Below are 25,407 nucleotides of genomic sequence, written 5' to 3'. Positions count from 1 at the left end.
ACGCTGGACAGCCTTGCCATGCCACCTTCCGAGGTGCTGGTCTGGCTGGGACCGGCTATCGGCCCGCAAGCCTTTGAAGTTGGCCCGGAGGTTCGTGAAGCCTTCGTCCGGCAGCTTGCGGGAGCGGATCAGGCTTTTGTCCCGAGTCGCAACGCCGGCAAATTCCTGGCCGACATTTATATGTTGGCGCGTTTACGTCTGGCCGCTCGCGGCGTAACGGCGGTGTATGGCGGCTGTTTCTGTACCGTCAGCGACCCGCGTTTCTATTCTTACCGCCGCAGTCCCCGCACCGGTCGGTTTGCCTCCCTTGTCTGGCTGGAACGCTAGACTCCCCTGACCTGCGTCAACTCTGCGCCGCTTGAATCTTCCAGAATCGACCGCATCTAGTGAGGTATCTGGCAGGTTTCTTCATTTAGGTGTGTCCATCGACCGGCCTGCCCAACTAGGAAGGTGACCCATGCGTATAGACCGTTTAACCAGCAAGTTACAATTGGCCTTGTCCGATGCCCAGTCTCTGGCGGTCGGCCTCGATCATCCGGGTATTGAGCCGGCGCACTTGATGCAGGCGCTGCTTGAACAGCAAGGAGGTTCGATCAAACCCCTGTTGATGCAGGTAGGCTTTGACGTCACCAGCTTGCGCAAAGAGCTGAGCAAAGAGCTCGACCAACTGCCGAAAATCCAGAATCCCACTGGCGACGTGAACATGTCGCAGGATCTGGCGCGCCTGCTCAATCAGGCCGATCGCCTGGCGCAGCAAAAAGGTGACCAGTTCATTTCCAGCGAACTGGTGCTGCTCGCCGCCATGGACGAGAACAGCAAGCTCGGCAAATTGCTGCTGGGGCAGGGGGTCAGCAAGAAAGCCCTGGAGAATGCGATCAACAACCTGCGCGGTGGTGAGGCGGTCAACGACCCCAACCACGAAGAGTCGCGCCAGGCCCTGGATAAATACACCGTCGACCTGACCAAGCGCGCCGAAGAAGGCAAGCTTGACCCGGTGATCGGCCGTGACGACGAAATTCGCCGGACCATCCAGGTCCTGCAACGCCGCACCAAGAACAATCCGGTACTGATTGGCGAACCTGGCGTGGGTAAAACCGCCATCGCCGAAGGCCTGGCGCAACGGATCATCAATGGCGAAGTGCCGGATGGCCTCAAAGGCAAACGCCTGCTATCGCTGGATATGGGCTCGCTGATTGCCGGTGCCAAGTTCCGCGGCGAATTTGAAGAGCGCATGAAGTCGTTGCTCAATGAGCTGTCGAAGCAGGAAGGGCAGATCATCCTGTTCATCGACGAACTGCACACCATGGTCGGCGCCGGTAAAGCCGAAGGCTCGATGGATGCTGGCAATATGCTCAAGCCGGCCCTGGCGCGAGGTGAGCTGCATTGCGTGGGTGCGACCACTCTCAACGAATACCGCCAATATATAGAGAAGGACGCCGCGCTCGAGCGGCGTTTCCAGAAGGTTCTGGTGGACGAGCCGAGTGAGGAAGACACTATTGCGATCCTGCGTGGCTTGAAAGAGCGTTATGAGGTCCACCACAAGGTGGCGATCACCGACGGGGCGATCATTGCCGCAGCCAAGCTGAGCCATCGCTACATCACCGACCGCCAGTTGCCGGACAAAGCCATCGACCTGATCGATGAAGCGGCCAGCCGCATTCGCATGGAGATCGACTCCAAGCCGGAAGTGCTGGATCGTCTGGAGCGGCGTTTGATTCAACTGAAGGTTGAAGCCCAGGCGCTGAAGAAAGAAGACGACGAAGCCGCCAAGAAGCGCCTTGAAAAGCTGCAGGAAGAAATCGCCCGGCATGAGCGCGAGTATTCTGACCTGGAAGAAATCTGGTCCGCGGAAAAAGCCGAAGTGCAGGGCTCTGCGCAGATCCAGCAGAAAATCGAACAGTCCCGTCAGGAACTGGAAACTGCACGCCGTAAAGGCGACCTCAACCGCATGGCCGAACTGCAGTACGGGGTGATCCCGGATCTGGAGCGCAGCCTGCAGATGGTCGATCAGCATGGCAAAAGTGAAAACCAGTTGCTGCGCAGCAAAGTGACCGAGGAAGAGATCGCCGAAGTCGTTTCCAAGTGGACTGGTATTCCGGTGTCGAAAATGCTCGAAGGTGAGCGCGACAAACTGTTGAAAATGGAAAGCCTGTTGCACCAGCGTGTGATCGGCCAGGACGAGGCGGTGATCGCGGTCTCCAACGCGGTGCGCCGTTCCCGTGCCGGGTTGTCCGATCCGAACCGCCCAAGCGGCTCGTTCATGTTCCTCGGCCCGACCGGTGTGGGCAAGACCGAGTTGTGCAAGGCGCTGGCCGAGTTCCTCTTTGATACTGAAGAGGCGATGGTGCGGATCGATATGTCCGAATTCATGGAGAAACATTCCGTGGCCCGGCTGATTGGTGCGCCACCCGGCTACGTAGGCTACGAGGAGGGCGGTTACCTGACCGAGGCAGTGCGTCGCAAGCCGTACTCGGTGATCCTCCTGGACGAGGTCGAGAAGGCCCATCCGGACGTGTTCAACGTATTGCTGCAAGTCCTTGAAGATGGTCGGTTGACCGACAGTCACGGGCGAACCGTGGATTTTCGCAATACGGTGATCGTGATGACCTCCAACCTGGGTTCGGTACAGATCCAGGAGCTGGTGGGTGATCGCGAAGCGCAGCGGGCTGCGGTGATGGATGCGGTGTCCAGCCACTTCCGGCCGGAATTCATCAACCGGATCGATGAAGTGGTGATCTTCGAGCCTCTGGCCCGGGATCAGATCGCTGGCATCACCGAGATCCAGCTGGGCCGCCTGCGCAGCCGTCTGGCCGAGCGCGAGCTGAAGCTGGAACTGAGCAGCGAGGCACTGGATAAGCTGATCGCAGTGGGTTACGACCCGGTCTACGGTGCACGGCCGCTGAAACGAGCGATTCAGCGCTGGATCGAGAACCCGTTGGCGCAGCTGATCCTTTCCGGCAGTTTCTTGCCTGGGGTTAGCGTGAAGGCCACGGTGGAGAACGACCAAATCGTCTTCCACTGAGCCTTGGCGGCTCGATAACCAGAAAGGCCTCGCATTGCGAGGCCTTTTTTTCGTTAGGGCATTGAACTGTAAGGAAAAGGCTTGTAAAGTGCGCCCCGCAGCATGTCACCCCCCAAGGGTTTCTTCTCCCCAAGGAGAAATCTGAAACAAGACGCAAATCATTGTCTTGAAAGCAATTTAAGGGGTTGACAGGGTGTTTTAAAATTGTAGAATAGCGCGCCTCAGACACACGAACGCAGCGATGCGAACGGGTCGAAGAGAGCGAAGTAGCGGTAAAGTGTTGTAATTGAAATATGTAGTTCCGTGATAGCTCAGTCGGTAGAGCAAATGACTGTTAATCATTGGGTCCCAGGTTCGAGTCCTGGTCACGGAGCCAATTTCAAACCGGGGTATAGCGCAGTCCGGTAGCGCGCCTGCTTTGGGAGCAGGATGTCAGGAGTTCGAATCCCCTTACCCCGACCATTTTTGGGTCGTTAGCTCAGTTGGTAGAGCAGTTGGCTTTTAACCAATTGGTCGTAGGTTCGAATCCCACACGACCCACCATTTTTGAAACCAGTTAACGCTGGAATCGAATCTTAAGATCAGAGGCCAAAAGCGCTGATCGTAGAAGGCGCCTTTCAAAGGTGCCTTTTTTTTACCGGGGTATAGCGCAGTCCGGTAGCGCGCCTGCTTTGGGAGCAGGATGTCAGGAGTTCGAATCCCCTTACCCCGACCATATTAAAAATCCTCGTATCGAAAGATACGGGGATTTTTTTTGCCTGCAGAAAAGTGTACAAAAAAGCCCCGCTTCTCCTGGGAGAGAAGCAGGGCGTTGGTTGCGTCTTAGCTATTGTCTTTCAGGTGCTCGAACAAGCCCTTTGGCATTTTTTTGCCATTGGCTTCGTAGTTGGACTTCACGTTATCAAAAGCCTCTTGTTCCGAGATTTGACCATCGTGATTGACGTCGATTTTATCGAAGTCGGCCTTGGGCGCAACTTTCAAGAATTCCGCACGGGACACCTGGCCATCGTCATCAGTGTCGGTCTTGGCCATCGATTCATCACCGCACTTACCTTCGCCACATTTGCCTTCAGGAGTTTTCACCACCTGCTCGGCCGACGCGAGCAGGTAGCCCTGAGTCAGAGGCTGCGAGGCAAACACGGAGCCGGACAACATCATTCCACCGGCCAGGACAGCGCCGAGCAGGCCAATGGTGTTTTTGCTGAGAGTAGTGGTACGGGACATTACAAATCTCCTGGGTTGCACGACACAACCGCTCGATAAATGGCGCCACGTAACTGCGGCGGTAACCGAAGCAGGCGGTGGCTTGCTCGGGTGTGGCCATTTAGCGGGCGTGGTGTATCGCTACTGTGTCGCGCAAGGGGGAGTTTGTAAGCGAAGGGTTGAATCGTAGGGTAGGGATACAGTGAGACACAAAAGCAGCCAGTACCCACAGACTTTCGGCGCGGATTAGATCGCCAAGATCGCAGCCTGCGGCAGCTCCTACGCCGACCGAGCTCAACACAATTTCATGTGAACGTTGACCGTAGGAGCTGCCGCAGGCTGCGATCTTTTTCGGGCGCCCAAATTAGGGCCTGCCTATGAAGAGGCCATGTCAGGCGCCGAAGATGTCAGTGCAACTTGAGCCTCGGCTCGGTCCCGCGCCCGATCTTGCTGCCGAGCATCAGCATCGCCGTGCGGAAGGCGCCATAGAGCGCCATCTGGTGCATCCGATACAGCGACACATAGAACATCCGCGCCAGCCAGCCCTCGAGCATCACGCTGCCGGTCAGATTGCCCATCAAGTTACCCACAGCCGAAAAACGTGACAGCGAGATCAGCGAGCCGTAATCGGTGTACTTGTACTCCGGCAGGGCTTTGCCTTCGATCCGCAGTTTCAGCGATTTGGCCAGCAGCGAAGCCTGTTGGTGCGCCGCTTGCGCCCGTGGCGGCACATTGCGATCGGTGCCTGGCTGCGGGCAGGCCGCGCAATCGCCGAAGGCGAAGATGTTCTCGTCGCGGCTGGTTTGCAGGGTCGGCAAGACTTGCAATTGATTGATCCGGTTGGTTTCCAGGCCATCAATATCCTTGAGGAAGCCTGGCGCACGAATCCCGGCCGCCCAAACCTTCAGGCTGGCAGGAATCACCTGGCCGCTGCTGGTGATCAGCGCCTCGGCGGTGACTTCGCTGACCGCTGCGTCGGTCAGTACCGTGACCCCGAGTTTCTCCAGGGTTTTATGCACAGGCCCGCCAATCCGCTCCGGCAGTGCCGGCAGGACCCGCGGACCGGCTTCGATCAGGGTGATGTACATGTTTTCCGGCTTGATCCGGTCCAGACCATAGGCTGCCAGTTCATGGGCCGCGTTATGCAGCTCGGCCGCCAGCTCGACGCCGGTGGCGCCGGCCCCGACGATGGCCACGCTGATCTGCTCGACCTTGTCGGTTTGCCCGGCATGGGCGCGCAGGTAGTGATTGAGCAATTGCTGATGGAAGCGCTCGGCCTGTTTGCGGGTGTCGAGGAACAGGCAGTGCTGCGCCGCGCCCTGAGTGCCGAAATCATTGGTGGTGCTACCGACAGCGATTACCAGCGAGTCGTAAGGCACTTCGCGCGCCGGCACCAGTTCCAGGCCGGCTTCGTCGTAAGTGGCCGCCAGCTGGATTTTCCTCTGTGCGCGATCGAGCCCGCTCATGCGCCCCAGCTGGAATTCGAAGTGATTCCATTTAGCCTGGGCAACATAATTCAGTTCGTCCTCAGAGGAATTCAGCGAACCGGCTGCGACTTCGTGCAACAGCGGTTTCCAGATGTGGGTCAGGTTCGCGTCGACCAGTAGCACTCTGGCCGTACCACGCTTGCCCAGAGTCTTACCCAGACGGGTAGCCAACTCCAGACCGCCGGCGCCGCCGCCAACGATGACAATACGATGAGTCATGGGGATATCTCGCAAGGCTAAAAAAAATCGGTGCAGTTACCCGAGCGAGCGCCACGCAGCTCATAGCGTCAGGTAACTCAAAAGACGGCTCAGCAAGCCCAGGCCAATAGTCACTGCCAATACCACCACGAGGAGCAGCCATGGCCGGAAAGGCCGGCGCTCGACTCGGTGCTGGGACAGTTGCAGGTATTCTTCGACATGCTTTTGGTCGTCTGGGTTCAGGCGGCTGGTCATAAAGGCCTCGTCAGGTAGACGTTGCGAAATGTGTAGAAGCTACAGCGCAGAGTTATCCGGCATGGAACGGAGCATAGCCGCTCGCATGCAGGGGCTCGACGCACGCCCTGTCATCCAGGCGAATGATCCCACTTTGTATCATTCGCGCAGTGATTGCGCCATGTTGGCGAACGGCCTGGAAAGTCCCGCGGCCGAGGCGCACCCGGCCCTGCTGTGGCACCTCGGCAAGCAACTCTGGCAACGGACTCACAGGCTGATACCGACGTCGAAGACGATGCTGCGTCCCAGGTTGTTGCGCAGGAAGTCGGGGGCATCCGGGTGGGCGAACAGCACGCGGGCGAAGGTCGGACCGACCAGCGACAGCGAGCGCCAGCCCTGGCGCAGGTATTCGGTGGGCGGCGGGAAGTGGCTGTTGAGGTCGAGCACTTCACGTTTGAGGCTGGCGAAGGCGATGATGTCCAGCTCGCCCAGGTCCATGCCGCGTTCCTTGTAGTTATGCGCTTTTTTACGCAGGGTCGGCGCCAGTCGCAACAAGAACTCGTTGGCGGGAATGCGCCTGGGTTTGGCTTCGCGGCGCACCAGCTGGCTCAGGGAAAAGGCGCTGCGCCGGCGTTGCAGCTCATCTCGCCATTCATCGTTCAGGCGTCGGCCTTCATCGAGCACGAAAAACACCTCAAAACTGGCGTCACGGAACAGCACGTCCGGCGGTTCTGCGGCGGGAGCGAATTCGTCGACCCGATAGGGGATATTCAAGCCTTGCAGCAGGCGTTGGCAGACCCAACGCTCACGCTCCCATTTGCGGGCATTGGACAGGAACGCGTTGGCCTGTTCGGCTGCGATGGTAAGCAGGCGTAAATAATCTGAGTCATCCATAGCCCAAGCTTAGCGTCCAAATGTGATCCGAAAGAATACTTTCTGTCGCACAAAAATAAACAGGGTCCTGCCTTTGAGGCGAGATTCCTACCCTTGGGCCTTTCAACACATCGGTGCACAAAACGGATAGCGATCTGCACAAAGCGGATATTACTGGCTGTTTTGCCTCCCTACCCTGCCATGGCCTGCATATAAAACGATGGAGTTCTCGTCCGTCGTTCTAAAAACAACAACAAGAGACAGATGCCATGCGCAATATCGACGTACATGCGGTTATCGACAACGCTCGCTTCAATCGCTTCCACTGGATGGTGCTGTTCTGGTGTGCCCTGATCATCATCTTCGATGGCTACGACCTGGTGATTTACGGGGTGGTATTGCCCATGCTGATGAAGGAGTGGGGCCTGACCCCGCTTGAAGCCGGGGCGCTGGGCAGTTATGCGCTGTTCGGCATGATGTTCGGGGCGCTGTTTTTCGGCCCGCTCTCGGACAAGATCGGCCGGAAAAAGGCCATCACCATTTGCGTGATGCTCTTCAGCGGTTTCACCGTGCTCAATGGTTTTGCCAGAAACCCGACAGAGTTCGGTATTTGCCGGTTCATTGCCGGGCTCGGCATTGGTGGCGTGATGCCCAATGTGGTGGCGCTGATGAACGAGTACGCGCCGAAGAAAATCCGCAGCACCCTGGTAGCCATCATGTTCAGCGGGTACTCAGTGGGCGGCATGCTCTCCGCAGGCCTGGGCATTGTGCTGATCCCCAGCTTCGGTTGGCAGTCGGTGTTCTATGTGGCGGTGCTGCCATTGCTGCTGTTGCCACTGATCATGTACTTCCTGCCCGAGTCGGTGGGTTTCATGCTGCGCCAGGGGCGCAACGAGGAGGCACGCAACATCCTCGGACGGATCGACCCGGCGTATGTCGCGCAAGTCACCGACCAGCTGCACATGACCGATGTAAAGGGCACCGGCAAGCCGGTTCTGCAACTGTTCCGCGAAGGTCGGGCAATGCGCACGCTGATGCTCTGGGTGGCGTTTTTCTGCTGCCTGCTGATGGTCTACGCCCTGAGCTCCTGGCTGCCGAAGTTGATGGCCAATGCCGGCTACAGCCTGGGTTCGAGCCTGTCCTTCCTGCTGGTGCTGAATTTCGGCGCAATCTTCGGTGCGGTCGGCGGTGGGGTATTGGGCGACAAGCTCAATCTGCCGCGGGTATTGGCGGTGTTCTTCACCATCGCCGCGGTGTCGATCACCTTGCTCGGCTTCAAGAGCCCGACACCGGTGCTGTACCTGCTGATCGCCATCGCCGGTGCGACCACCATCGGTTCGCAAATTCTGCTGTATGCCTGTGCCGCGCAGTTTTACTCCATGACCATTCGCTCCACCGGCCTGGGCTGGGCCTCGGGCATTGGCCGCAACGGTGCCATCGTCGGACCGCTGCTGGGGGGCGCGCTGCTGGGTATCAACCTGCCGTTGCAGCTCAACTTCATGGCCTTCGCCGTACCGGGGGCTATTGCTGCCATCGCCATGACCTTGTTCGCCATCAGCAGTCAACGCTCGACCCGTCGCGTTGCGCCAGCGATGTCGACCACCAGGGCTTGAGTCTGGCAACCGGTGGCGCGGTGTTATGCCGTGCCGCCGGTTACTCCTGAACGACTCGATTTCCCCAGACAAGAGCATCCAGGCCGCGCGCCAAGGATCGCCTGATGAATCGTGCGGCGAGGTTTCATGAAAGCATTTTTCCACGACTTTTCCCTGTCCGCCGCGGTCGCCGGGTTTATCGCCACGGTGATCTCCTATGCGGGTCCCCTGGTGATCATTTTCCAGGCGGCCGAAACCGCCCAGTTGTCCCGGGAGGTGTTGTCCTCGTGGGTGTGGGCGATTTCCATTGGCAGTGCGGTACTGGGCATCGGCCTGAGCCTGCGTTACCGGGTGCCGGTGATCATTGCCTGGTCGGCGCCCGGCTCGGCATTGCTGGTGGCGTTGCTGCCGGGGATTTCCATGGAGGAGGCGGTGGGCGCCTACCTGGTCAGTAGTTTGATTATCTTTCTGGTGGGGGTGTCGGGGGCCTTCGATCGCATTATCAGCAAGCTGCCATCCGCGATCGCCGCGGCGATGCTGGCGGGCATTCTGTTCAGCTTTGGCACGGGGTTGTTCGTGTCCTTGCAGGGCAAGCCGATGCTGGTGCTGGCGATGTTTGCCACTTACCTGGTGTGCAAGCGGGTGATGCCGCGTTATGCGGTGTTGATGGTGCTGCTGGTCGGTTGCTCCATCGCCTTGATCGCCGGGGACCTGCATCGCGAGGCGTTGGTGATTGGTCTGGCTACGCCGGTGTGGATCACGCCGCAGTTCAGCCTGAGCGCGACCCTGAATATCGCCTTGCCGCTGGTGATGGTGGCACTGACCGGCCAATTTGTTCCGGGCATGGCGGTGCTGCGGGCCAGTGGTTATGCCACACCGGCCAGCCCGATCATCGCCAGCAGCGCGCTGGGGACTGCGCTATTGGCGCCTTTCGGCTGCCATGGGCTGAATCTGGCGGCCATTACCGCCGCCATCTGCACCGGCCGTGAGGCCCATGAAAATCCCGGCAAGCGTTATGTCGCCGGGGTAGTGGGCGGCCTCTGCTACCTGCTGTTGGGCATCTTCGGCGCCACTCTGGTTTCGTTGTTTTCCGCCTTTCCCAAAGAGCTGATTGCGGCCTTGGCCGGGCTGGCGCTGTTCGCCGCGATTGCCGGCGCCCTGGCCGGTGCCATGGCGGTACCGGATGACCGCGAGGCAGCGCTGGTGACCTTTCTGGTCACCGCATCGGGGATGTCGCTGTTCGGTTTGTCCGCAGCTTTCTGGGGACTGATTTTCGGCATCGCCGCGCACCTGATGTTGCGTGCCCGGCGACCGGCCCCCGCGATTCCGGCGACCAGCGGCCAGGAGGTGGCGCGCTGAAATCCACCACCACCCGCAGCGAAAGAGGCGCGGGTGGAACACTGCAATTTGTCGATCAATAACAATAAGAGCAAAACGATGAAACAGACTTTTCCAGCAACTCGTTCAGTGTTGTCCCTGGCGCTCGCCTTGGGTTTTTCCAGCAGCCTGGTGGCCGCCGAGAGCGGCTTCATCGAGGATGCCAGCGCCACCTTGCAGGCCCGCAACTATTACTTCAGCCGGGACTTTTCCGACATCGTCGGGGCCAACCGGCAGTCGAAGGCCGAGGAGTGGGCGCAAGGTTTTATCCTCAACGTCAAATCGGGCTACACCCAGGGGCCGATCGGCGTCGGTATGGATGTCATCGGCCTGTTGGGGATCAAGCTCGACAGCAGCCCGGACCGGGTCAATACCGGGTTGTTGCCGGTGCAGGGCGATGGTCGCGCGGCGAATGAATACAGCCGCCTGGAGGGCGCGCTGAAGCTGCGTTACTCGAAGACCGAGCTGCGCGTCGGCGAGTTGCAGCCCAATCTGCCGGTGCTGGCCTTCAGCGATATTCGCCTGCTGCCCCCGAGTTACCAAGGGGCGAGCATCAGCTCCGCCGAGATCAATGGCCTGACCTTGCAGGGCGGTCATTTGAATTCAACCAGCCTGCGCAACGAAGCTGGCGACGAAAAAATGCAGGCGATGCTCGGTCATGTGCCGCAACGCCAGGTCAGCAGTGACGGCTTCAACTTTGCCGGCGGCGATTACGCCTTCAATGACAAGCGCACCTCGGTCAGTGCCTGGTATGGGCAGCTGGAGGACATCTACAACCAGCGCTTCCTCGGCCTCAAGCACAGCGAGCCCCTCGGTGACTGGACCCTGGGTGCCAACCTGGGTTACTTCGACTCCAGAGAGGACGGGAAAAAGCTGCTGGGCAACATTGATAACCAGGCGTTTTTCTCCTTGCTCTCGGCCAAACGCGGCGGCCATACCTTCTATGTCGGTTATCAGGGCATGTATGGCGATAGCGCCTTCCCGCGGGTATTCGCCAACATCTCGCCGCTGGGTAACGAGGTGCCGACCTACGAGTTTGCCTTCGCCGATGAGCGTTCCTGGCAGGCGCGTTATGACTTCGATTTTGCGGCTTTGGGCGTGCCTGGCCTGACCAGCACCCTGCGCTACATCACCGGCAATAACGTCGACACCGGCAAGGGCTTCGAAGGCAAGGATCGCGAGCGCGATCTGGATATCGGCTACGTGGTGCAGAGCGGAACCCTGAAGGGGCTCGGGATGCGCGTGCGCAACGCGATGGCGCGCTCCAACTACCGCAGCGATATCGACGAGAACCGGTTGATCCTCAGTTACACCTGGACGCTGCTCTGATGGGCATGGAGGCTAATAGGCGTGTAGAGTCCGAGGTGTGCCGCCCGCTGCCCTGATTTGCTTAAGAGGTGCTTAAGAGGTGCCCGAGCAGCCGCCCATGACCTGATAATCCAGGCGATGGGTCTGCCCCTGGTGATCGACATATACCATGGTCGCTGGCACCACTTCGCAAGCGTTGGAAGTGGGCGTTACCGAGATTACCTTGGCGATATCCGGCGGCTGCGCGGGGTTGTAGACAGTGGCCGGGATTTGCTCGTTGTCGGCCGCCACAACCGAGGTGGCCATGACTGCCAGCAACACACTGATCAAGGTTTTCATTTTGTTTTCTCCCTGGTGATTCCGATGGTTAAAGTCTATTCCTCGCCTGTTCTGGAAAAAGAGCGTTTTGCTTGAATCAGCCTTACATGAAGCGCAACAGTCAAAGCATTTGGAGAAATAATGGATCTGCTCAATAGCCTGCGGGTGTTCGTCCGTGTGGTGGACAGCAGCAGTTTTACCGCGGCAGCGCAGGCGCTCGACTTATCCACCGCGCAGGTTTCGCGGTTGGTCTCCGATCTGGAGCAGCATGTGCAAGCGCGCCTGCTGCAACGCACCACACGGCGTCTGGGCTTGACCGACGCCGGCGAACGATTTCTGTTGCGTGGCCGGCAGATACTCGAGGAAATGGACCTGGCCACTGCCGAAGCCCGCGGCGCCCATCTCAAACCCAGCGGTCGCTTGCGAGTCCACAGCATGAACGCCCTGGGCGTGTTGATTACCCCGCTGATCGCTCGATACTCAGAGCTCTACCCTGACGTGGTGTTCGAGTTGACCCTCTCGCAACGCAACCCCGACCTGCTGGAAGAAGGGCATGACGTGGTCATCTCGATTGCCGAGGAATTGGCCGATTCACAATTTGTCGCCCAGGCCATCGGGCAGATTTACAGCGTGCCCTGCGCCTCGCGGGAGTACCTGCAACGCCACGGGGTCCCGAGCAACCCGGCGGCGCTGAATGAGCATCGCTGTTTACGCATGCTTGACCCGCTGTACAGCGATCAGTGGCTGTTCCATGACGAGCAGGGTGAGCATTGCGTCATTCCCGGCAAGACCTTCCAGTGCAATGTTGCCGAGTCGATGGTCAAGGCTTCGGAAGCCGGCATGGGCATCAGTCTGCTGCCGTTCTATAGCGCGACGCAGCCGGTGAGCGAAGGCCGGTTGGTGCGCCTGCTGCCGGCTTACCGCCCGCGTGAGCGCAATGTCTACGCGGTCTATCCGTCGCGCAGTTTTCTTGATGCCAAGGTCCGGACCTGGGTGGATTTTCTCAAGGCCGAGTTGCCCAGGCTGTTTGCCGAACACGAAGCGGTCATGGACGATCCACGGCACTGGGCCTGAAGCTTCAGACTCGATCGAAGGGGGCGGGAAGGGCGGTGTAGACTGACGACTTGTTCCTGTGCGGCGAGGAGTCTGAAGTGAAGTTTTGCCCGGTGGTGTTACCGAGCCTTGTGCTGTTGTGGGCCCAGGCGCTGGAAATGGGCGCGGCACCGGAGCAACCCCGGCCATGATCAGTGCACGGGTGCTGGCGCCGGAAACCCTCGCGGTCGGCTGGCTGATTTATGCGCCGGTGCTGGCCTGGGCGATGCTGCGTGCGCCCTGGGTCGAACTGTTCACTGACAGGCGGCGTCAGCATCTGCTGTTTGGTACGGTGTTCACGCTGTTTGTACTGTGGCTGGTGCGCCGGGACTTCGATACCGGCGTGTCCTATCACTTTATCGGCATGACCGCGGTGACCTTGCTGCTGGACTGGCCATTGGCAATAGTCGGCGGCCTGGTCGCGCAACTTGGGCTGGTGGCCCTGGGCCGTCAGGATCTGGCGGCAGTCGGGGTCAATGGCGCTTTGCTGATCCTGCTGCCGGTGCTGGTCACCGAGTGCTGCGCGATCCTGGTGGAGCGGGCGCAACCGCGCAATCCCTTTGTGTATATCTTTTGCTCGGGCTTTTTTGCCGCGGCCCTCTCGGCGTTACTGTGCCTGCTGCTGGCACTTGGTTTGCTGTGGTTCGACGGACGTTTCGCCATGCCGGAATGGCTGGAGGACTTTGTCGGTTATCTGTGGCTGATCATTTTCCCTGAAGCCTTTATCAACGGCATGGTGGTCAGCGCGTTGGTGGTGTTCTGCCCCGAGTGGCTGGAGACCTTCAATCGAACGCGCTACCTGTCGGCACCCTGGAAGGACGACCAGCCAGGGCGGTGAGGACCTTGATCCACATCAAGGCCTCAACTCCTCTAGCCCTGCATGCTCTGGAAAATCTTCAGGAGTATGAACATGAGTGTCTATGAGTGGGCAAGACAGGAATTGAACAGAAGTCTGGATTCGGCGCAGGAAGTGGGTTTTGACCCGGGGTTGAGCCTGCGCGCCTTGCTCAGTGCGGTGGTGCAGCAGAGCAAGGGCGTGCGCAGTTTCGAAGATCTGGCGGATGAGTTGCAGTTTCTTGCCGAAAACCTCGATGAAGGCAAAAATTACGGGTTTATGCGCCCGTGATTTTATAATTAGTGCCTACGGGGGTCGAAATCCTCGGAGAACATCTCGTCTTCGGCATCCGGGCTGACCGGGATCTTATGCTCTTCAGACGCCCAGGCGCCCAGGTCGATCAGTTTGCAGCGCTGCGAACAGAACGGCCGATCGGGATTGGTTGCGCTCCATTCCACTGGGGCGCCACAGGTTGGACATTCGACGGTCAGGGTTTGGCTCATGACTGGCCTCCACGCAAAGTAAGATAAAAGTGATGCAGGCGTTCGACCTCGCTATGCAACCAGTTTAGATCGCGATCATTGACCAGCACATCGTTGGCATGGCGCAAGCGATCCTCTCGGCTGGCCTGGGCCTTGAGAATCGCCTGGACCTGCTGCTCGCTGGTCTGGTCGCGCTGCAGCGTTCGCTCGATCTGCAACTGTACCGGCGCATCGATCACCAGAATACGTTGAGCCTGCGCGTACTGTCCGGACTCGATCAGCAACGGTGAAACCAGAATCGCGTAAGGTGACTCGGCGCGCGCCAGATAATTGGCGATTTCCTCTGCGATCAGTGGGTGCAGCAGGGATTCGAGCCAGCGCCGTTCTTCAGGTACTTCAAAAATCAGTTTACGCAACGCCGCACGATCCAGTTGACCGTCCGCCTGGAGCACGCCGGCACCGAAGTGCCCGGCGATCTGTGCCAGCGCTGCACGCCCTGGTTCGACCACCCAGCGGGCCGCATGATCGGCGTCCACCAGATGCACGCCCAGATCGATGAAGTGCTGGGCCGCGGCACTTTTACCGCTGCCGATGCCGCCGGTCAGGCCAAGAATCCAGGGTTTGACAACAGAGGTAGTCATTTGAAACCGACCAACTGCCAATAGGAGTCGGTTATTTGACCACCCCAGAGCAATGCAATCCAGCCGGCAATGGCCAGATAGGGGCCGAAAGGGATGGGCGTCGAGGTTTTCGCGTCACGCAGACGCAGTAAAATCAGCCCCAGTACGGCACCGACCAGCGATGACAGCAAAATTGTCAGCGGCAGAATCTGCCAGCCACCCCAAGCGCCGAGCATCGCCAGCAGCTTGAAGTCGCCATGGCCCATACCCTCCTTGCCCGTCAGTAGCTTGAACAGCCAATACACCGACCACAGGCTCATGTAGCCGGCCACAGTGCCCCACAGGGCGTCCTGCAAGGGCACGAACAGACCGGCGCTGTTGACGATCAACCCCAGCCAGAGCAACGGCAGCACCAACACATCCGGCAGCACCTGATGATCGGCATCGATCAGACTCATCGCCAACAAGCCCCAACTCAAGATCACCACCAGCCCCGCCTGCCAGCCAAAGCCGAAATGCCAGGCGACAAAGGCCGTCAGCAGGCCGCAGGCCAGTTCGGTGAACGGGTAGCGTTTGCTGATCGGTGCCTTGCACTTCGCACAGCTGCCCCGCAGCAGCAGATAGCTGAGGACCGGGATGTTTTCCCAGGCCCGGATCGGGTGCGCGCAGTGCGGGCACTGGGAGTGCGGCAGCAGCAGGTTGTAGGTCGGGCCGGGGGGATCTGCCGGTAAACCCAGCACATCCAGTGCCTGGTCCCGCCATTCGCGCTCGAGCATCCTTGGCAGGCGCCAGACCAGCACATTGAGGAAGCTGCCGACCATCAGGCCGAGGGCCAGCGCCGATAGAACAAAGGCCAGCGGATAGCTGGCCAGAAAATCACTCAAAGGCATGTTCAGATCGCAGAACCAAGTTGGAAGATAGGCAGGTACATGGCAACCACCAGCCCGCCGACGACGACGCCCAGAACCGCCATGATGAATGGCTCCATCAGGCTGGTCAGGTTGTCGACCATATTGTCGACTTCACCCTCATAGTAAGTCGCGACTTTTTCCAGCATATCGTCCAGCGCACCGGATTCTTCGCCGATGGCGGTCATCTGGATCGCCATGGTCGGGAAGATCCCGGAGGCGCGCATGGAAAAATTCAGCTGCATGCCGGTCGAGACATCCTGCCTGATGCGGTTGACCGCGTTCTTGAACACGATGTTACCCGTGGCGCCAGCCACCGAGCCCAGGGCTTCCACCAGGGGTACACCGGCAGCAAAGGTAGTGGACAGCGTGCGGGCATAACGCGCCACCGCTGATTTGTACATCAGCGCGCCTACCAGCGGCAGTTTCAACAGGCTGACGTCCAGCCAGTTTCGAAAGCCTTGAGAACGTTTGCGGGCATGGCGGAATCCGAACACGACAGCGGCGAACCCGAGCAGCACCAGCCACCACCACTCCTGCAAAAGTTCGGAAATGGCAATGACCATCAGGGTGAAACCCGGGAGCTCTGCGCCAAAACCGGAAAATACCGCTTTGAATTGTGGGACCACCTTGATCAGCAGAATCCCGGTCACGATGAACGCAACGAAGATCACCGCCAGGGGGTAGGTCATGGCCTTCTTGACCTTGGCCTTGAGGCTTTCACTCTTTTCCTTGTAGGTCGCGACCCGCTCCAGCAAAGTGTCCAGGGCGCCGGCCTGTTCACCGGCGTCCACCAGGTTGCAGTACAGGTCATCGAAATACTGGGGTTTTTTGCGCAGCGCCGAGGCAAAGCTGGTACCGGCTGCCACTTCCTGTTTCACCTCGTCCACCAGTTTGCGCATGTTCGGGTTATCGAAGCCCTCGCCGATGATGTCGAAGGACTGCAGCAACGGCACCCCGGCTTTCATCATGGTCGCCATCTGCCGGGTGAACAGGGCGATGTCGAGGGGCTTGATGCGCTTGCCGGCGCTAAAGATCGAGGAGGTTTTTTTCCGAACCTTGCCCGGATTAATACCTTGCTTGCGCAACTGCGCCTTGATCAGCGCCGGGTTAAGACCGGTCAATTCGCCGGTCATTTTGTTGCCTTTCCGGTCGGTGCCTTCCCAAGTGTAAACACTGATTTTTACTGCTTTGACCGCCATCGATTAGTCCTTGGTGACCCGGTTGATTTCCTCAAGGCTAGTGATGCCCTGCATGACCTTGAGCAGGCCGGAAGTGCGCAAGTCGTTGAAACCGTCCTTGCGCATCTGCGCGTCGATCTCCATTGAGTTGCCTTCAGCCATGATCAGGCTTTGCAGCTCCCGCGTGTTCTTCACCACTTCATAGATTCCGACTCGGCCCTTGTAACCGCTGTTACAGAGGTCACAGCCGACCGGTTCATAGATCTTGAATGTGCCGATATGTTCCTCGGCGAAGCCTTCCTTGAGCTGAGTCTCGTGGGGAACCACGATTTCCTTTTTGCACTGACCGCACAGCTTGCGCGCCAGGCGCTGGGCGATGATCAGATTGACCGAGGTGGCGATGTTGAACCCGGGAATGCCCATGTTGTGCAGGCGGGTCAGGGTTTCCGCGGCGCTGTTGGTGTGCAGGGTCGACAGCACCATGTGCCCGGTCTGCGCGGCCTTGATGGCGATTTCGGCGGTCTCCAGGTCGCGGATTTCGCCGACCATGATCACGTCCGGGTCCTGGCGCAGGAACGAGCGCAAGGCCTGGGCGAAATCCAGCCCCTGCCGGGGATTGACGTTGACCTGGTTGATGCCTTCCATGTTGATTTCCACCGGGTCTTCGACGGTGGAGATATTGATGTCCACGGTATTGAGGATATTCAGGCCGGTGTACAGCGAAATGGTTTTGCCTGACCCCGTGGGTCCGGTCACCAGAATCAACCCCTGAGGCTGCTTGAGCGCGGCCATGTACAGGTCTTTCTGGTCGGGTTCATAGCCAAGGGCATCAATGCCCATCTGCGCATTCGACGGGTCGAGAATTCGCATCACGACCTTCTCCCCCCAGAGTGTCGGCAGGGTGTTGACCCGGAAGTCGATGGACTTGGTCTTCGAGATACGCATCTTGATCCGCCCGTCCTGGGGCTTGCGGCGTTCGGAGATATCCAGGCTGGCCATGACCTTCAGGCGCGCGGCGATCCTCCCAGCGAGGTGGATCGGCGGTCTGGCGACCTCGCGCAGAATGCCATCGGTGCGCAGACGGACACGGTAGAGCTTTTCGTAGGGTTCGAAATGCAAATCCGAAGAGCCGCCCTTGATGGCGTCCAGCAGCATCTTGTGGACGAAGCGCACCACGGGCGCATCGTCAGCGTCTTGCCCGGCAATGGCGTCGTGTTTGTCGTCGATCGACTCGATGTCCACGCCACCCAGATCGACATCGGCCAGATCCTCCATGCCGCTGGACTGGGTATCGAAGAACTTGTCGATGGCGTCGCTGAGCTTGTCGTCTTCGACGAGGATGGCTTCGATGGTCAGCCCGGTGCTGAACTGGATATCGTTGATGGCTTGATGATTGCTCGGATCGGAAACACCGATAAACAATTTATTGCCGCGACGCCACAGGGGCAGGGCTTGGTGTTGCCGCACCAGCTTCTCGCTGATTAGTCCGCAAGGCTGGGATTCCTTATCGAGAGAACTCAGGTCAAGGAAGGGCATACCAAAATGTTCAGAGGCGATTTGTGCCACCAGCCGGCTTTTGACCAGCTTGTTCTGCACCAGGTAGGTCACCAGCGACATTTGATTGCGCAGGGCCTGCTGGGACGCTTGTTGCGCGCCTTTGTCGGTGAGCAGCTCGGCCAGCACCAATTGCTTGGCCAGACCGGAAAGGGCGATGTCATTCATACAGGTACCAAACGCAAACAGTCGAAGACTTATAGCCTAGTCCGCCGAAGGAGCCTAATCGGGGGAGGTAGGGTGACTAAAAAATGTCAGTTTGTGCGATTTTGCGATGAGGGCGATTACGCCAGCAGCTTCGTGCGCCTATAGGAAGGGGCCAAAGGGTTTGGCATTCGCTACGCTTTAGCCTGTATAAGGCCGTACGACTTCACTTGGTGCGAGGAGCTTGTCTATTAATAGTCAAAAAGGTTTTACCTTGATCGAGCTTTTGATCGTGGTCGCGATCATTGGGATTTTAGCCACGTTTGCCATAGCGTCTTTCGCCAGGTTCCAGGCCAAAGCCAAGGTTACCGCCGGTTTGGCAGAGATTTCTGCACTTAAAGACGGGTTTGAGGGCAGTCTGAATGAAGGCACTGCACCGACGTTGGCATCGGTTGGCGCTATAACGCCTTCAGCCAATTGCATTGTCGTAGTGGGAGGGACACCGGCTGATGGGGTGGGGAGTATCAGCTGCACATTTCAGAATGCTCCGCCTGGAGTGACTGGCACGATCACCCTTGAACGTAGCAGCGCAGCCGTCTGGAGTTGCTTTACCACGGTAACTTCTGAATACGCGCCGAAAGGTTGTACCACAAGGGCGTAAGGTTTTTTTTACCTATTAATGGGCAGTTGGAGCTGTTTTTTATCGAGATGGCCTTCCGATCCACAGGATTCCCAGGAAAAATGTCAGTAATTCAGGATGTTAGGGTTCCCTGAAAACCCGCAACTTGCATGCAGATTACGAGCGAGTCATGCAAACTGCACGATTCCGGATTTTCACGTTTTTCATAACGTATTGATTTATAAGTATTTATTTTGTGTGCGGAAGTTGGCACAGCGCCTGCTACATATCCAGTAACCCTGCCCAGTGACACGGTGCAGAATTTCTAGATGAACAGGAGTGACTCGTATGAAGAAGTTCGCAATCGCTGCCGCAACTGCAACCGCTCTGACCCTGACCCTGGCCAACGTTGCGTTCGCCCAGACCCAAGCCACTCAGGCGCCAATGGTTCTCGCGGCAGGTGAAGTCACCAAGGCCAAGGAAGCTACTTCCGACACCTGGATCACTACCAAAGTGAAAGCTGACCTGGTCACCGAAAAAGGCATTCCTGGTACCGACATCAAAGTCGAGACCAACAAAGGTGTGGTATCGCTGTCCTCAACTGTAGCGGTCACTGACGCACAGAAAGAAATGGCAGTCGCCATCGCCAAGAAAATCAAAGGTGTTCAAGCGGTTTCGGCTGACGGCCTGAAATCCGAATAAGCTTCAAGTTTCTCGCCTGGACCGGGAGAAGAGGGACGGCAGGCGATCCAGTAATACGCCGGTCCTCCCTTCAAAGAGTTCATGCGAAGGTCACAAGGATGTGGTCATTACAGGCCCCGGCACTTCGTGTCGGGGCCTGTTCTATTCCGGGGGCAGCAAAGTTGCCGGTGAGGTGTCAGTTGCCGCGGTTGCTATCAATGCGCACCAGTCGATTGCCCTCAAAGCGCAGGTACTGATACATGCCGCTGTTGGGCCCGTATACCCACTCCTCGACCTGAAACTCCTCGCGCCTGTTGGCGCTGCGCTTGTAGCCCAGAACATCGCGGGAAGCCGGCTCGCCACATTTCTGCAGCACCTCGCTGGAACGGTCTCCGACGCTGATCAATTGCCTGCCACAGCGCAGGGTATCGGCCGCCAGCGCCTGGCTGGCGGTCAGCGCCAATGCCAGGCCGATCAGCAATCGAGCGCCCATGATCACTCCGCGTCCAGGTGCATCGGTGTGATCACCCGGCCATCGCTTTGCGCCTGACCCAGGCTGGCGTCGATGAAGTACACGCGGTCATCGGCCAGCTGACCTTTATCCACCAGGTAATCCTTGATGCTGCTGGCGCGATCCTGGCCCAGTTGTCGCAGGAGAACGTCACTTTCGCTCCAGAACTTGATCACCCCTTGGCGCAGTTTGGCGGTGCGTTCTTCTTTGTCCAGTTGCACCCACTCGGCTGGCGGCTGGGTCTTCAGGCGGGTGCGGTAGATGCCTTCGAGCAGCGGGCCTTTTTCAGCGTCCGGTACTTCCAGCAACGAAGCCTGGGCCGGGACTTTATCTCCGCGTCGCTGGAGCATCTTGTAGTAGTTGTACTGGTATTCGCGTTCCAGGCGTTGTTCGGCGAGCAATGGGCCATCGCTGCTTTGCGCGGCGGTGCCTTCGATTTCCAGACGCAGTGCCGGACGTTCCTTGAGCGCGCTGGACAGTTTAATCAGTGCTGCTTCGGACTCCTTGCTCAGGTCACTCGAGCCCGGGGCGAACGCCACTGTGCCGAGGTCCTCGGAACCGCCGCCACCGGCCAGACCACCAATGAATTTGAACGGCGCTTGAGCGGCACGCACGAGCAGATTGCGCAGGGTCTGCCAGATGATCGGCATTACGCTGAACTGTGGGTTGTTCAGGTCCCCGCTGACGGGCAGCTCGATGGAAATCTTGCCATCAGAGTCCTTGAGCAAGGCGATGGCCAGCTTCAGCGGCAGGCTCACCGCATCCGGGCTGTCGACTTTTTCACCCAGTTGCAGTTGCTCGACCACCACTTTGTTCTCGGCTTTCAACTGGCCCTTGATGATCTGGTAATGCAGGTCGAGATTGAGCCGGCCCTTGCGAATGCGGTAACCGGCGAACTTGCCGGAGTAGGGCGTCAGGGTGGTCAGTTCGACGCGTTTGAAACTGGTGGCGATATCCAGCGCCGCCATCGGGTCGAACGGGTTCACGCTGCCTTTGATGGTGACCGGGGCGTAGCGGTCGACCTTGCCCTTGATATCGACGTTGGCCGGTTTTGCCTGGCGGCTGTCGATGGTGCCGATCTGGCCGTTGAGCTGTTGGACGGCGGTGGCAAAGTTGGGTGTCAGGCTGAAGTCGGCGAAGTTGGCCGAGCCGTCGTTGATGGCAATTGCACCGACGTGGATGCCCAGCGGTTTTTCCTTGCTGGCGGCGGGTTTGGCGGCGCTTTTGGCACCGCTGTCCGCTGGCTGCGGGATCAGCAGGTCATCGATGTTGGTGGTGCGATCCTCGTTGATCATGAAGCGCACGTAGGGCTGGAACAGGTTGACCTTGGTGATCGAGAGACTGTCGCCATGTTGATAATTCAGTCCTTCGAGCACCAGTTGCTGCCACTTGAGGAAGTCGCGGGTCTTCAAGGTGTCCAGGGTGTGCAGTTGATCGACCTGGGCCCGGCCGGTGACGTTGAACGCCAGCGGTTCGGTGCTTTTCAGATCGACCGCCAGATCACTGCCAAGCATGCCGCTGCGCAGTTCCAGGCGAATGAACGGACTGATATAGGACTGGGCGACGCGCAGGTCGATGTCTTTGGTCTGCACCTGCAGCTTGGCGCTGACCGGGTTCAGGTTGACTTCGCCACTGGCCTGGAGTTTGCCTTGCTTGCCCAGCCCGCTATCGAGCTTGAGGGTGAAGGGTGACTGATTGAGGCTGTCGAAATTTTGCAGGTCCAGGTTCAGCGGGCCAAGTTCCAGCTCCACCGCGGGTTGTGCCTGGCGGTCGGCCAAATGAACCTGGTAGTCACGCAGTTGCACATCCTTGAGCAGCACCTGCCATGGCTTGCTCGGTGCCGTCGGCTCGGGCTTGGGCGAGGCAGTGGCGGGTGCAGGTGGCGCCGCGGGTTTGGCCGGTTGGCTGGCGAACAGCTTCTGCCAGTCGAGCTGACCATCGGCTTCGCGAGCAGCCCAGGTTTCCAGTTTCTGGCTGCGGATCTTGCCGACCACCACCTGCTGTTTGGCCAGATCGACCGTGGTCTCGCTGATGTCCAGCCGTGCCAGGCGCGCCAGCGGCCGACCGTCCGGGGCCTTGATGGCGAAGGGCGCGACGCTCAACGAGGCGTTGCTCAGGAGCAGTTCGGTTTCTTTGGAGAGATTGAATTTGTAATCGGTGTTCAGGTTCAAAACGCCGTTTTCCAGGACCAGCGGCACGGCATCACGCACATAGGGCCAAAAGGCTTTCATCTGGCCATTGGTGACTTTGAGCTTACCTTCGGAGGCAATCGGCACCAGACTGAAGTTACCGGTCCAGTCAAGCTGCCCACCGTTGGGGCCGACGGCGACCAGGGTCATGTCGGCGCTATCGTCGGGCAAAGTGCTGAGGTTTTTCAGCTCGAAGTCGAGCTTGTCGTAGAGAAACTCGATCGGCTCGCTGGGACGTACATCCTGAAAATGCACATAGCCGCCGGCTAGCTTGATCCGTTCGATGCGCAGTGGAAACGGCTTGCTGTCCGGGTCGGGCGGGGTCGGCTCGCTGGCTGGCAGCTTGAACAGCTGGACCAGATTGAGCTTGCCGTCCTTGGCGAAGAGGATTTCGCTCTTGGGATTGATCAACTCGACATCGGCCAGATGCAGGGCGCGGGTCCACAGGCTGTCGAGCTGCAGGTTGGCGTAAAGGCGCTCGAAGGCCACTTGCTCCTTGCCTGGCTCGCCGATTTTCAGCCCCCACAGGTTCAGTTCAAGGCTGAACGGGTTGAGCTCGATCCGCTCGATGCGTGCCGGTACCGTGGCGTAGTTGGCTAATTGTTGATTGGCAATCCGCAAGGCAATGCCCGGCAAAATCAGAAACCCCAGCAAGCTATAAAGGGCGAGAGCGGTCAACAAGGCGCCAATGGCGCGGAACAATCCTTTGGGCATGTGAGGCGTCATCTATCTGGATCGGAGGTGCGTTGGAGTATGGCACGCGATTCCGGTTCCGAAGTGACTGCCTTTATTCGTGCAGGACTTGTCTGAATCAGAGTTGCAGGATCAAGGTTTTCAGCGGCGGTTGCTGATCCAGGGACGGGAAATCGCTGCCTGGGGACAATACCTGCCAGTCGCGCACCGGTCGTCCGGCTTTTTCGGCACAGCGCAAAACCTGTTCACGCCAGTCGTCCATGGTGACCTTTGCCAGGTTGTTACAGCAGATCAGCACGCCATTTTCGGCGGTGGTCAGCAGGGCCGGTTTGAGCAGGCTTTGATAGTCGCGCAACAGGTCAACGGTGCCGAACGCGCTTTTTGCCCAGGCGGGCGGGTCGAGCAGGACCAGATCGTATTGACGCTGTTCCAGGCGTGGGTAGCTCGGCAATTTGTGGCGGCGCTGAATGATCGGCAAACCGGCCAGTTGACGAATTGCCGCAAAATAGTCGGACTGGATGAACTGCATCTTCGGCAATTGTGGATTGAGTTGCCCGTTTTCACGGCCAACCGCCAGATTGCCTTCGGCAAAGTCCAGGTTGCACACCTCGCTGGCACCCCCAGCAGCGGCACTCAAGCCAACGCCACAGGTGTAGGCAAACAGGTTCAGCACGCTTTTGCCAGCACTGTGCTGCTTGACCCAGCCACGGGCATTGCGCAGGTCGAGAAACAGCAGCGGGTCCTGCCCGGCGTGGCGGCCACGGACCCGGTAGTTCAGGCCCCATTCGTGGCCGACCAGATCCTCCAGCGCAGCGTCTTCGACACGGTAGACCGGGTCGTCGCGATCGATGCGCGAGTTGCCCTTGGAGCGGTCGTTGTAGACCAGCAGGCTGTGCAAACCGAGGTGTTGACTGATGGTTTCGTGCAATTGCAGCAGGGCGTCGCGCTCCAGCGACTGATGAAAGCTTTGCACCAGCAGTTGCGGGCCGTAACGGTCGATGGTCAGGCCCGCGGCGCCTTCCTGGCTGCCATGGAACAGCCGATAGCAGTCAGTGCCTTGCTGATGTAGCTCGGCCAGCAGGTCTTGGCGATGATCGAGGGCGGCGCGCAGCGCCTGATTCAAAGAAGACATGCTGGGCGCCTTGCAGGGGAATTTGGCGCGAGAGTTTAACAGCTAAGAGCAATGGAAACTCTGGCTTCGCACATTCCTCGTAGCAGCTGCCGAGCCTGCGAGGCTGCGTTCGGCTGCGAAGCAGTCGTAAAATCAGGCACCGCGGTATTCCAGACAAACCGTGGACGCAGGTTTTGCGTCTGCTGCGCAGCCGAACGCAGCCTCGCAGGCTCGGCAGCTGCTACGGGCATTGGGGCAAGCCCGCCTCCCGCAGGTTATGAGTCGGTCACAGAACCGGTCTCAGGTCAGCAACCCCATGCGTCGTCTGGCGCGATGCACCGAGCCGTTGCGCACCGCCCAGCGCAGCAGCGGCGCACTGCGCTGGACACCGGCGCGGATCAGCTTGCGTTGCATCGGCCCCTGGCTGACACCCAGCATGGCGCTGGCCCAGTCCGGCAACAGGTCGATGCCGGCCTGCATCATCAGCGCGCCGAAGGGTCTGGCCAATTGGCTGGGTGAAGGGGCATCCAGCAGCAGGCGCAGCACTTCGCGGCTGCGCTGGTCACACAACAGCTGTGGGCGGATTCGTTCAAGGTAGTCGGCGATCTCCTCTCGAGAACGCGGCACGTTCCGGGCGCCAAGGCGTTCGGCGACCAGGGCGATTTCCGCGTAATAGCGATCCTGATCGGCCAGTGACAGATTCGGGTTGCGGTAACGCAGGTGCGCGGCCAGAAAATTGCTGACCTCGGCCACATGCACCCAAGTCAGCAGATCCGGATCGCTGGCGGCATACGACCGGCCGTCGGGCGCGGTGCCGACCACTTGCAGGTGGATGGTGCGAACCTTGTCTATCAGCCACTCGGCGTCCCGCCGCGAGCCGAAGGTGGTGCCGGAAATGAACTGCCCGGTGCGGCGCAGGCGACCGAGCATGTCTTCGCGGAAGTTCGAGTGATCCCAGACGCCAGCCAGTGCCAGCGGATGCAGGGCCTGCAACATCAAGGCGCTGATGCCTCCGATCAACATACTGCTGAAGTCGCCATGCACCTGCCAGCTGACTGAATCCGGGCCGAACAGGCCAGGGTCGCCCTTGGGGTTTTCCAGATCGAGCTTGCCCAGGGACAAGCCGGTCAGGCTCATGACCTGCGTTTCGATACGACGACGAATGAATTCCATGA

At 59.1% G+C, this 25,407-nt stretch carries 24 protein-coding genes, 4 tRNA genes and 1 pseudogene; 14 read left to right on the top strand and 15 right to left on the bottom strand.

Features of this window, described 5'->3' with window-relative positions:
- The 6 genes from F8N21_RS17715 to F8N21_RS17690 all read left to right on the top strand — a co-directional run.
- The coding region (locus tag F8N21_RS17715; protein ID WP_191624345.1) for a laccase domain-containing protein at window positions 1–327 on the top strand (327 nt) is incomplete at its 5' end.
- A 130-nt stretch (window positions 328–457) separates the two neighbouring features.
- The gene (gene clpB / locus F8N21_RS17710; protein WP_150643349.1) at window positions 458–3,022 is read left to right on the top strand and encodes an ATP-dependent chaperone ClpB; all 2,565 of its coding nucleotides are present in this window, start codon (window positions 458–460) and stop codon (window positions 3,020–3,022) included.
- Between the two features lie 300 nt (window positions 3,023–3,322).
- Window positions 3,323–3,398: transfer RNA gene (locus F8N21_RS17705), tRNA-Asn, on the top strand.
- Window positions 3,399–3,407: 9 nt separating this feature from the next.
- Window positions 3,408–3,484, top strand: a tRNA-Pro gene (locus F8N21_RS17700).
- 5 nt (window positions 3,485–3,489) lie between these two features.
- Window positions 3,490–3,565: transfer RNA gene (locus F8N21_RS17695), tRNA-Lys, on the top strand.
- 95 nt (window positions 3,566–3,660) lie between these two features.
- Window positions 3,661–3,737 (top strand) — tRNA-Pro (locus F8N21_RS17690).
- 107 nt (window positions 3,738–3,844) lie between these two features.
- On the opposite strand, the gene F8N21_RS17685 is transcribed toward F8N21_RS17690, so the two are convergent.
- From F8N21_RS17685 to F8N21_RS17665, 5 genes and pseudogenes are all read right to left on the bottom strand, one after another.
- Complete coding sequence (locus F8N21_RS17685) at window positions 3,845–4,246, bottom strand: EF-hand domain-containing protein (protein ID WP_150643348.1); 402 nt, start codon at window positions 4,244–4,246, stop codon at window positions 3,845–3,847.
- 386 nt (window positions 4,247–4,632) lie between these two features.
- Window positions 4,633–5,931 carry an NAD(P)/FAD-dependent oxidoreductase gene (locus F8N21_RS17680; RefSeq protein ID WP_150643347.1) on the bottom strand — a complete coding sequence of 433 codons (1,299 nt, stop codon included), beginning with the start codon at window positions 5,929–5,931 and terminating at the stop codon, window positions 4,633–4,635.
- Between the two features lie 60 nt (window positions 5,932–5,991).
- Window positions 5,992–6,165: a DUF3094 family protein gene (locus tag F8N21_RS17675; RefSeq protein WP_150643346.1), complete on the bottom strand. Its 174-nt coding sequence runs from the start codon at window positions 6,163–6,165 to the stop codon at window positions 5,992–5,994.
- 52 nt (window positions 6,166–6,217) lie between these two features.
- Window positions 6,218–6,361 (bottom strand): annotated as a pseudogene (locus F8N21_RS17670) (MOSC domain-containing protein); the annotation flags it as partial.
- A gap of 50 nt (window positions 6,362–6,411) precedes the next feature.
- Window positions 6,412–7,038 carry a DUF1780 domain-containing protein gene (locus F8N21_RS17665; RefSeq protein ID WP_150643345.1) on the bottom strand — a complete coding sequence of 209 codons (627 nt, stop codon included), beginning with the start codon at window positions 7,036–7,038 and terminating at the stop codon, window positions 6,412–6,414.
- 248 nt (window positions 7,039–7,286) lie between these two features.
- On the opposite strand from F8N21_RS17665, the gene F8N21_RS17660 reads away from it, so the two are divergent.
- The 3 genes from F8N21_RS17660 to F8N21_RS17650 all read left to right on the top strand — a co-directional run bounded on the left by F8N21_RS17660 (window position 7,287) and on the right by F8N21_RS17650 (window position 11,315).
- Window positions 7,287–8,630, top strand: coding sequence for an aromatic acid/H+ symport family MFS transporter (locus tag F8N21_RS17660; protein ID WP_150643344.1), 1,344 nt, complete (start codon window positions 7,287–7,289; stop codon window positions 8,628–8,630).
- A gap of 126 nt (window positions 8,631–8,756) precedes the next feature.
- Window positions 8,757–9,968 carry a benzoate/H(+) symporter BenE family transporter gene (locus F8N21_RS17655; protein WP_150643343.1) on the top strand — a complete coding sequence of 404 codons (1,212 nt, stop codon included), beginning with the start codon at window positions 8,757–8,759 and terminating at the stop codon, window positions 9,966–9,968.
- Between the two features lie 78 nt (window positions 9,969–10,046).
- A complete protein-coding gene (locus F8N21_RS17650; RefSeq protein ID WP_150643342.1) occupies window positions 10,047–11,315 on the top strand; it encodes an OprD family porin in 1,269 nt (422 codons plus the stop codon).
- A 72-nt stretch (window positions 11,316–11,387) separates the two neighbouring features.
- Here the strand turns inward: F8N21_RS17650 and F8N21_RS17645 are convergent, their stop codons facing one another.
- A complete protein-coding gene (locus F8N21_RS17645; protein WP_150643341.1) occupies window positions 11,388–11,633 on the bottom strand; it encodes a DUF2790 domain-containing protein in 246 nt (81 codons plus the stop codon).
- 120 nt (window positions 11,634–11,753) lie between these two features.
- On the opposite strand from F8N21_RS17645, the gene F8N21_RS17640 reads away from it, so the two are divergent.
- The 3 genes from F8N21_RS17640 to F8N21_RS17630 all read left to right on the top strand — a co-directional run bounded on the left by F8N21_RS17640 (window position 11,754) and on the right by F8N21_RS17630 (window position 13,830).
- Entirely contained in the window at window positions 11,754–12,686 is a 933-nt protein-coding gene (locus tag F8N21_RS17640) for a LysR family transcriptional regulator (RefSeq protein ID WP_150643340.1), read from the top strand.
- A gap of 166 nt (window positions 12,687–12,852) precedes the next feature.
- The gene (locus tag F8N21_RS17635; protein WP_150643339.1) at window positions 12,853–13,542 is read left to right on the top strand and encodes an energy-coupling factor ABC transporter permease; all 690 of its coding nucleotides are present in this window, start codon (window positions 12,853–12,855) and stop codon (window positions 13,540–13,542) included.
- A gap of 72 nt (window positions 13,543–13,614) precedes the next feature.
- Complete coding sequence (locus F8N21_RS17630; RefSeq protein ID WP_150643338.1) at window positions 13,615–13,830, top strand: hypothetical protein; 216 nt, start codon at window positions 13,615–13,617, stop codon at window positions 13,828–13,830.
- A gap of 8 nt (window positions 13,831–13,838) precedes the next feature.
- On the opposite strand, the gene yacG is transcribed toward F8N21_RS17630, so the two are convergent.
- Genes yacG through pilB form a run of 5 tightly spaced genes read right to left on the bottom strand, consistent with a single transcriptional unit; the run spans window position 13,839 to window position 18,452 of the window.
- Complete coding sequence (gene yacG, locus F8N21_RS17625; protein WP_150643337.1) at window positions 13,839–14,042, bottom strand: DNA gyrase inhibitor YacG; 204 nt, start codon at window positions 14,040–14,042, stop codon at window positions 13,839–13,841.
- Window positions 14,039–14,662 carry a dephospho-CoA kinase gene (coaE, locus tag F8N21_RS17620; RefSeq protein WP_150643336.1) on the bottom strand — a complete coding sequence of 208 codons (624 nt, stop codon included), beginning with the start codon at window positions 14,660–14,662 and terminating at the stop codon, window positions 14,039–14,041. The genes yacG and coaE overlap by 4 nt, the downstream gene beginning before the upstream one ends.
- Window positions 14,659–15,531, bottom strand: a complete 873-nt coding sequence (locus F8N21_RS17615) for a prepilin peptidase (RefSeq protein WP_150643335.1) — start codon at window positions 15,529–15,531, stop codon at window positions 14,659–14,661. Before F8N21_RS17615 ends, coaE begins: the two co-directional genes overlap by 4 nt.
- A 2-nt stretch (window positions 15,532–15,533) precedes the next feature.
- Window positions 15,534–16,751: a type II secretion system F family protein gene (locus F8N21_RS17610; protein ID WP_150643334.1), complete on the bottom strand. Its 1,218-nt coding sequence runs from the start codon at window positions 16,749–16,751 to the stop codon at window positions 15,534–15,536.
- A 3-nt stretch (window positions 16,752–16,754) separates the two neighbouring features.
- Window positions 16,755–18,452, bottom strand: coding sequence for a type IV-A pilus assembly ATPase PilB (gene pilB / locus F8N21_RS17605; protein ID WP_150643333.1), 1,698 nt, complete (start codon window positions 18,450–18,452; stop codon window positions 16,755–16,757).
- Window positions 18,453–18,678: 226 nt separating this feature from the next.
- Between pilB and F8N21_RS17600 the strand changes: the two genes are divergently transcribed.
- Both F8N21_RS17600 and F8N21_RS17595 read left to right on the top strand, forming a co-directional pair.
- A complete protein-coding gene (locus tag F8N21_RS17600) occupies window positions 18,679–19,089 on the top strand; it encodes a pilin (protein ID WP_150643350.1) in 411 nt (136 codons plus the stop codon).
- Window positions 19,090–19,395: 306 nt separating this feature from the next.
- Complete coding sequence (locus tag F8N21_RS17595) at window positions 19,396–19,749, top strand: BON domain-containing protein (protein ID WP_150643332.1); 354 nt, start codon at window positions 19,396–19,398, stop codon at window positions 19,747–19,749.
- A 175-nt stretch (window positions 19,750–19,924) separates the two neighbouring features.
- Here F8N21_RS17595 and F8N21_RS17590 read toward each other — a convergent pair whose 3' ends face one another.
- From F8N21_RS17590 to F8N21_RS17575, 4 genes are all read right to left on the bottom strand, one after another.
- Window positions 19,925–20,221 carry a DUF2845 domain-containing protein gene (locus tag F8N21_RS17590; protein WP_150643331.1) on the bottom strand — a complete coding sequence of 99 codons (297 nt, stop codon included), beginning with the start codon at window positions 20,219–20,221 and terminating at the stop codon, window positions 19,925–19,927.
- 2 nt (window positions 20,222–20,223) lie between these two features.
- A complete protein-coding gene (locus F8N21_RS17585) occupies window positions 20,224–23,142 on the bottom strand; it encodes a DUF748 domain-containing protein (RefSeq protein WP_150643330.1) in 2,919 nt (972 codons plus the stop codon).
- A 97-nt stretch (window positions 23,143–23,239) separates the two neighbouring features.
- A complete protein-coding gene (locus F8N21_RS17580; protein WP_150643329.1) occupies window positions 23,240–24,253 on the bottom strand; it encodes a class I SAM-dependent rRNA methyltransferase in 1,014 nt (337 codons plus the stop codon).
- Window positions 24,254–24,532: 279 nt separating this feature from the next.
- Window positions 24,533–25,405: an oxygenase MpaB family protein gene (locus tag F8N21_RS17575; RefSeq protein WP_150643328.1), complete on the bottom strand. Its 873-nt coding sequence runs from the start codon at window positions 25,403–25,405 to the stop codon at window positions 24,533–24,535.
- Window positions 25,406–25,407: the final 2 nt, after the last annotated feature.

The organism is Pseudomonas fluorescens (genome assembly GCF_902497895.1).
GTDB lineage: Bacteria > Pseudomonadota > Gammaproteobacteria > Pseudomonadales > Pseudomonadaceae > Aquipseudomonas > Aquipseudomonas fluorescens_BP.
Note: the sequence above shows the minus strand (reverse complement) of the source record. Positions and strands in the feature narration are given on the sequence as shown.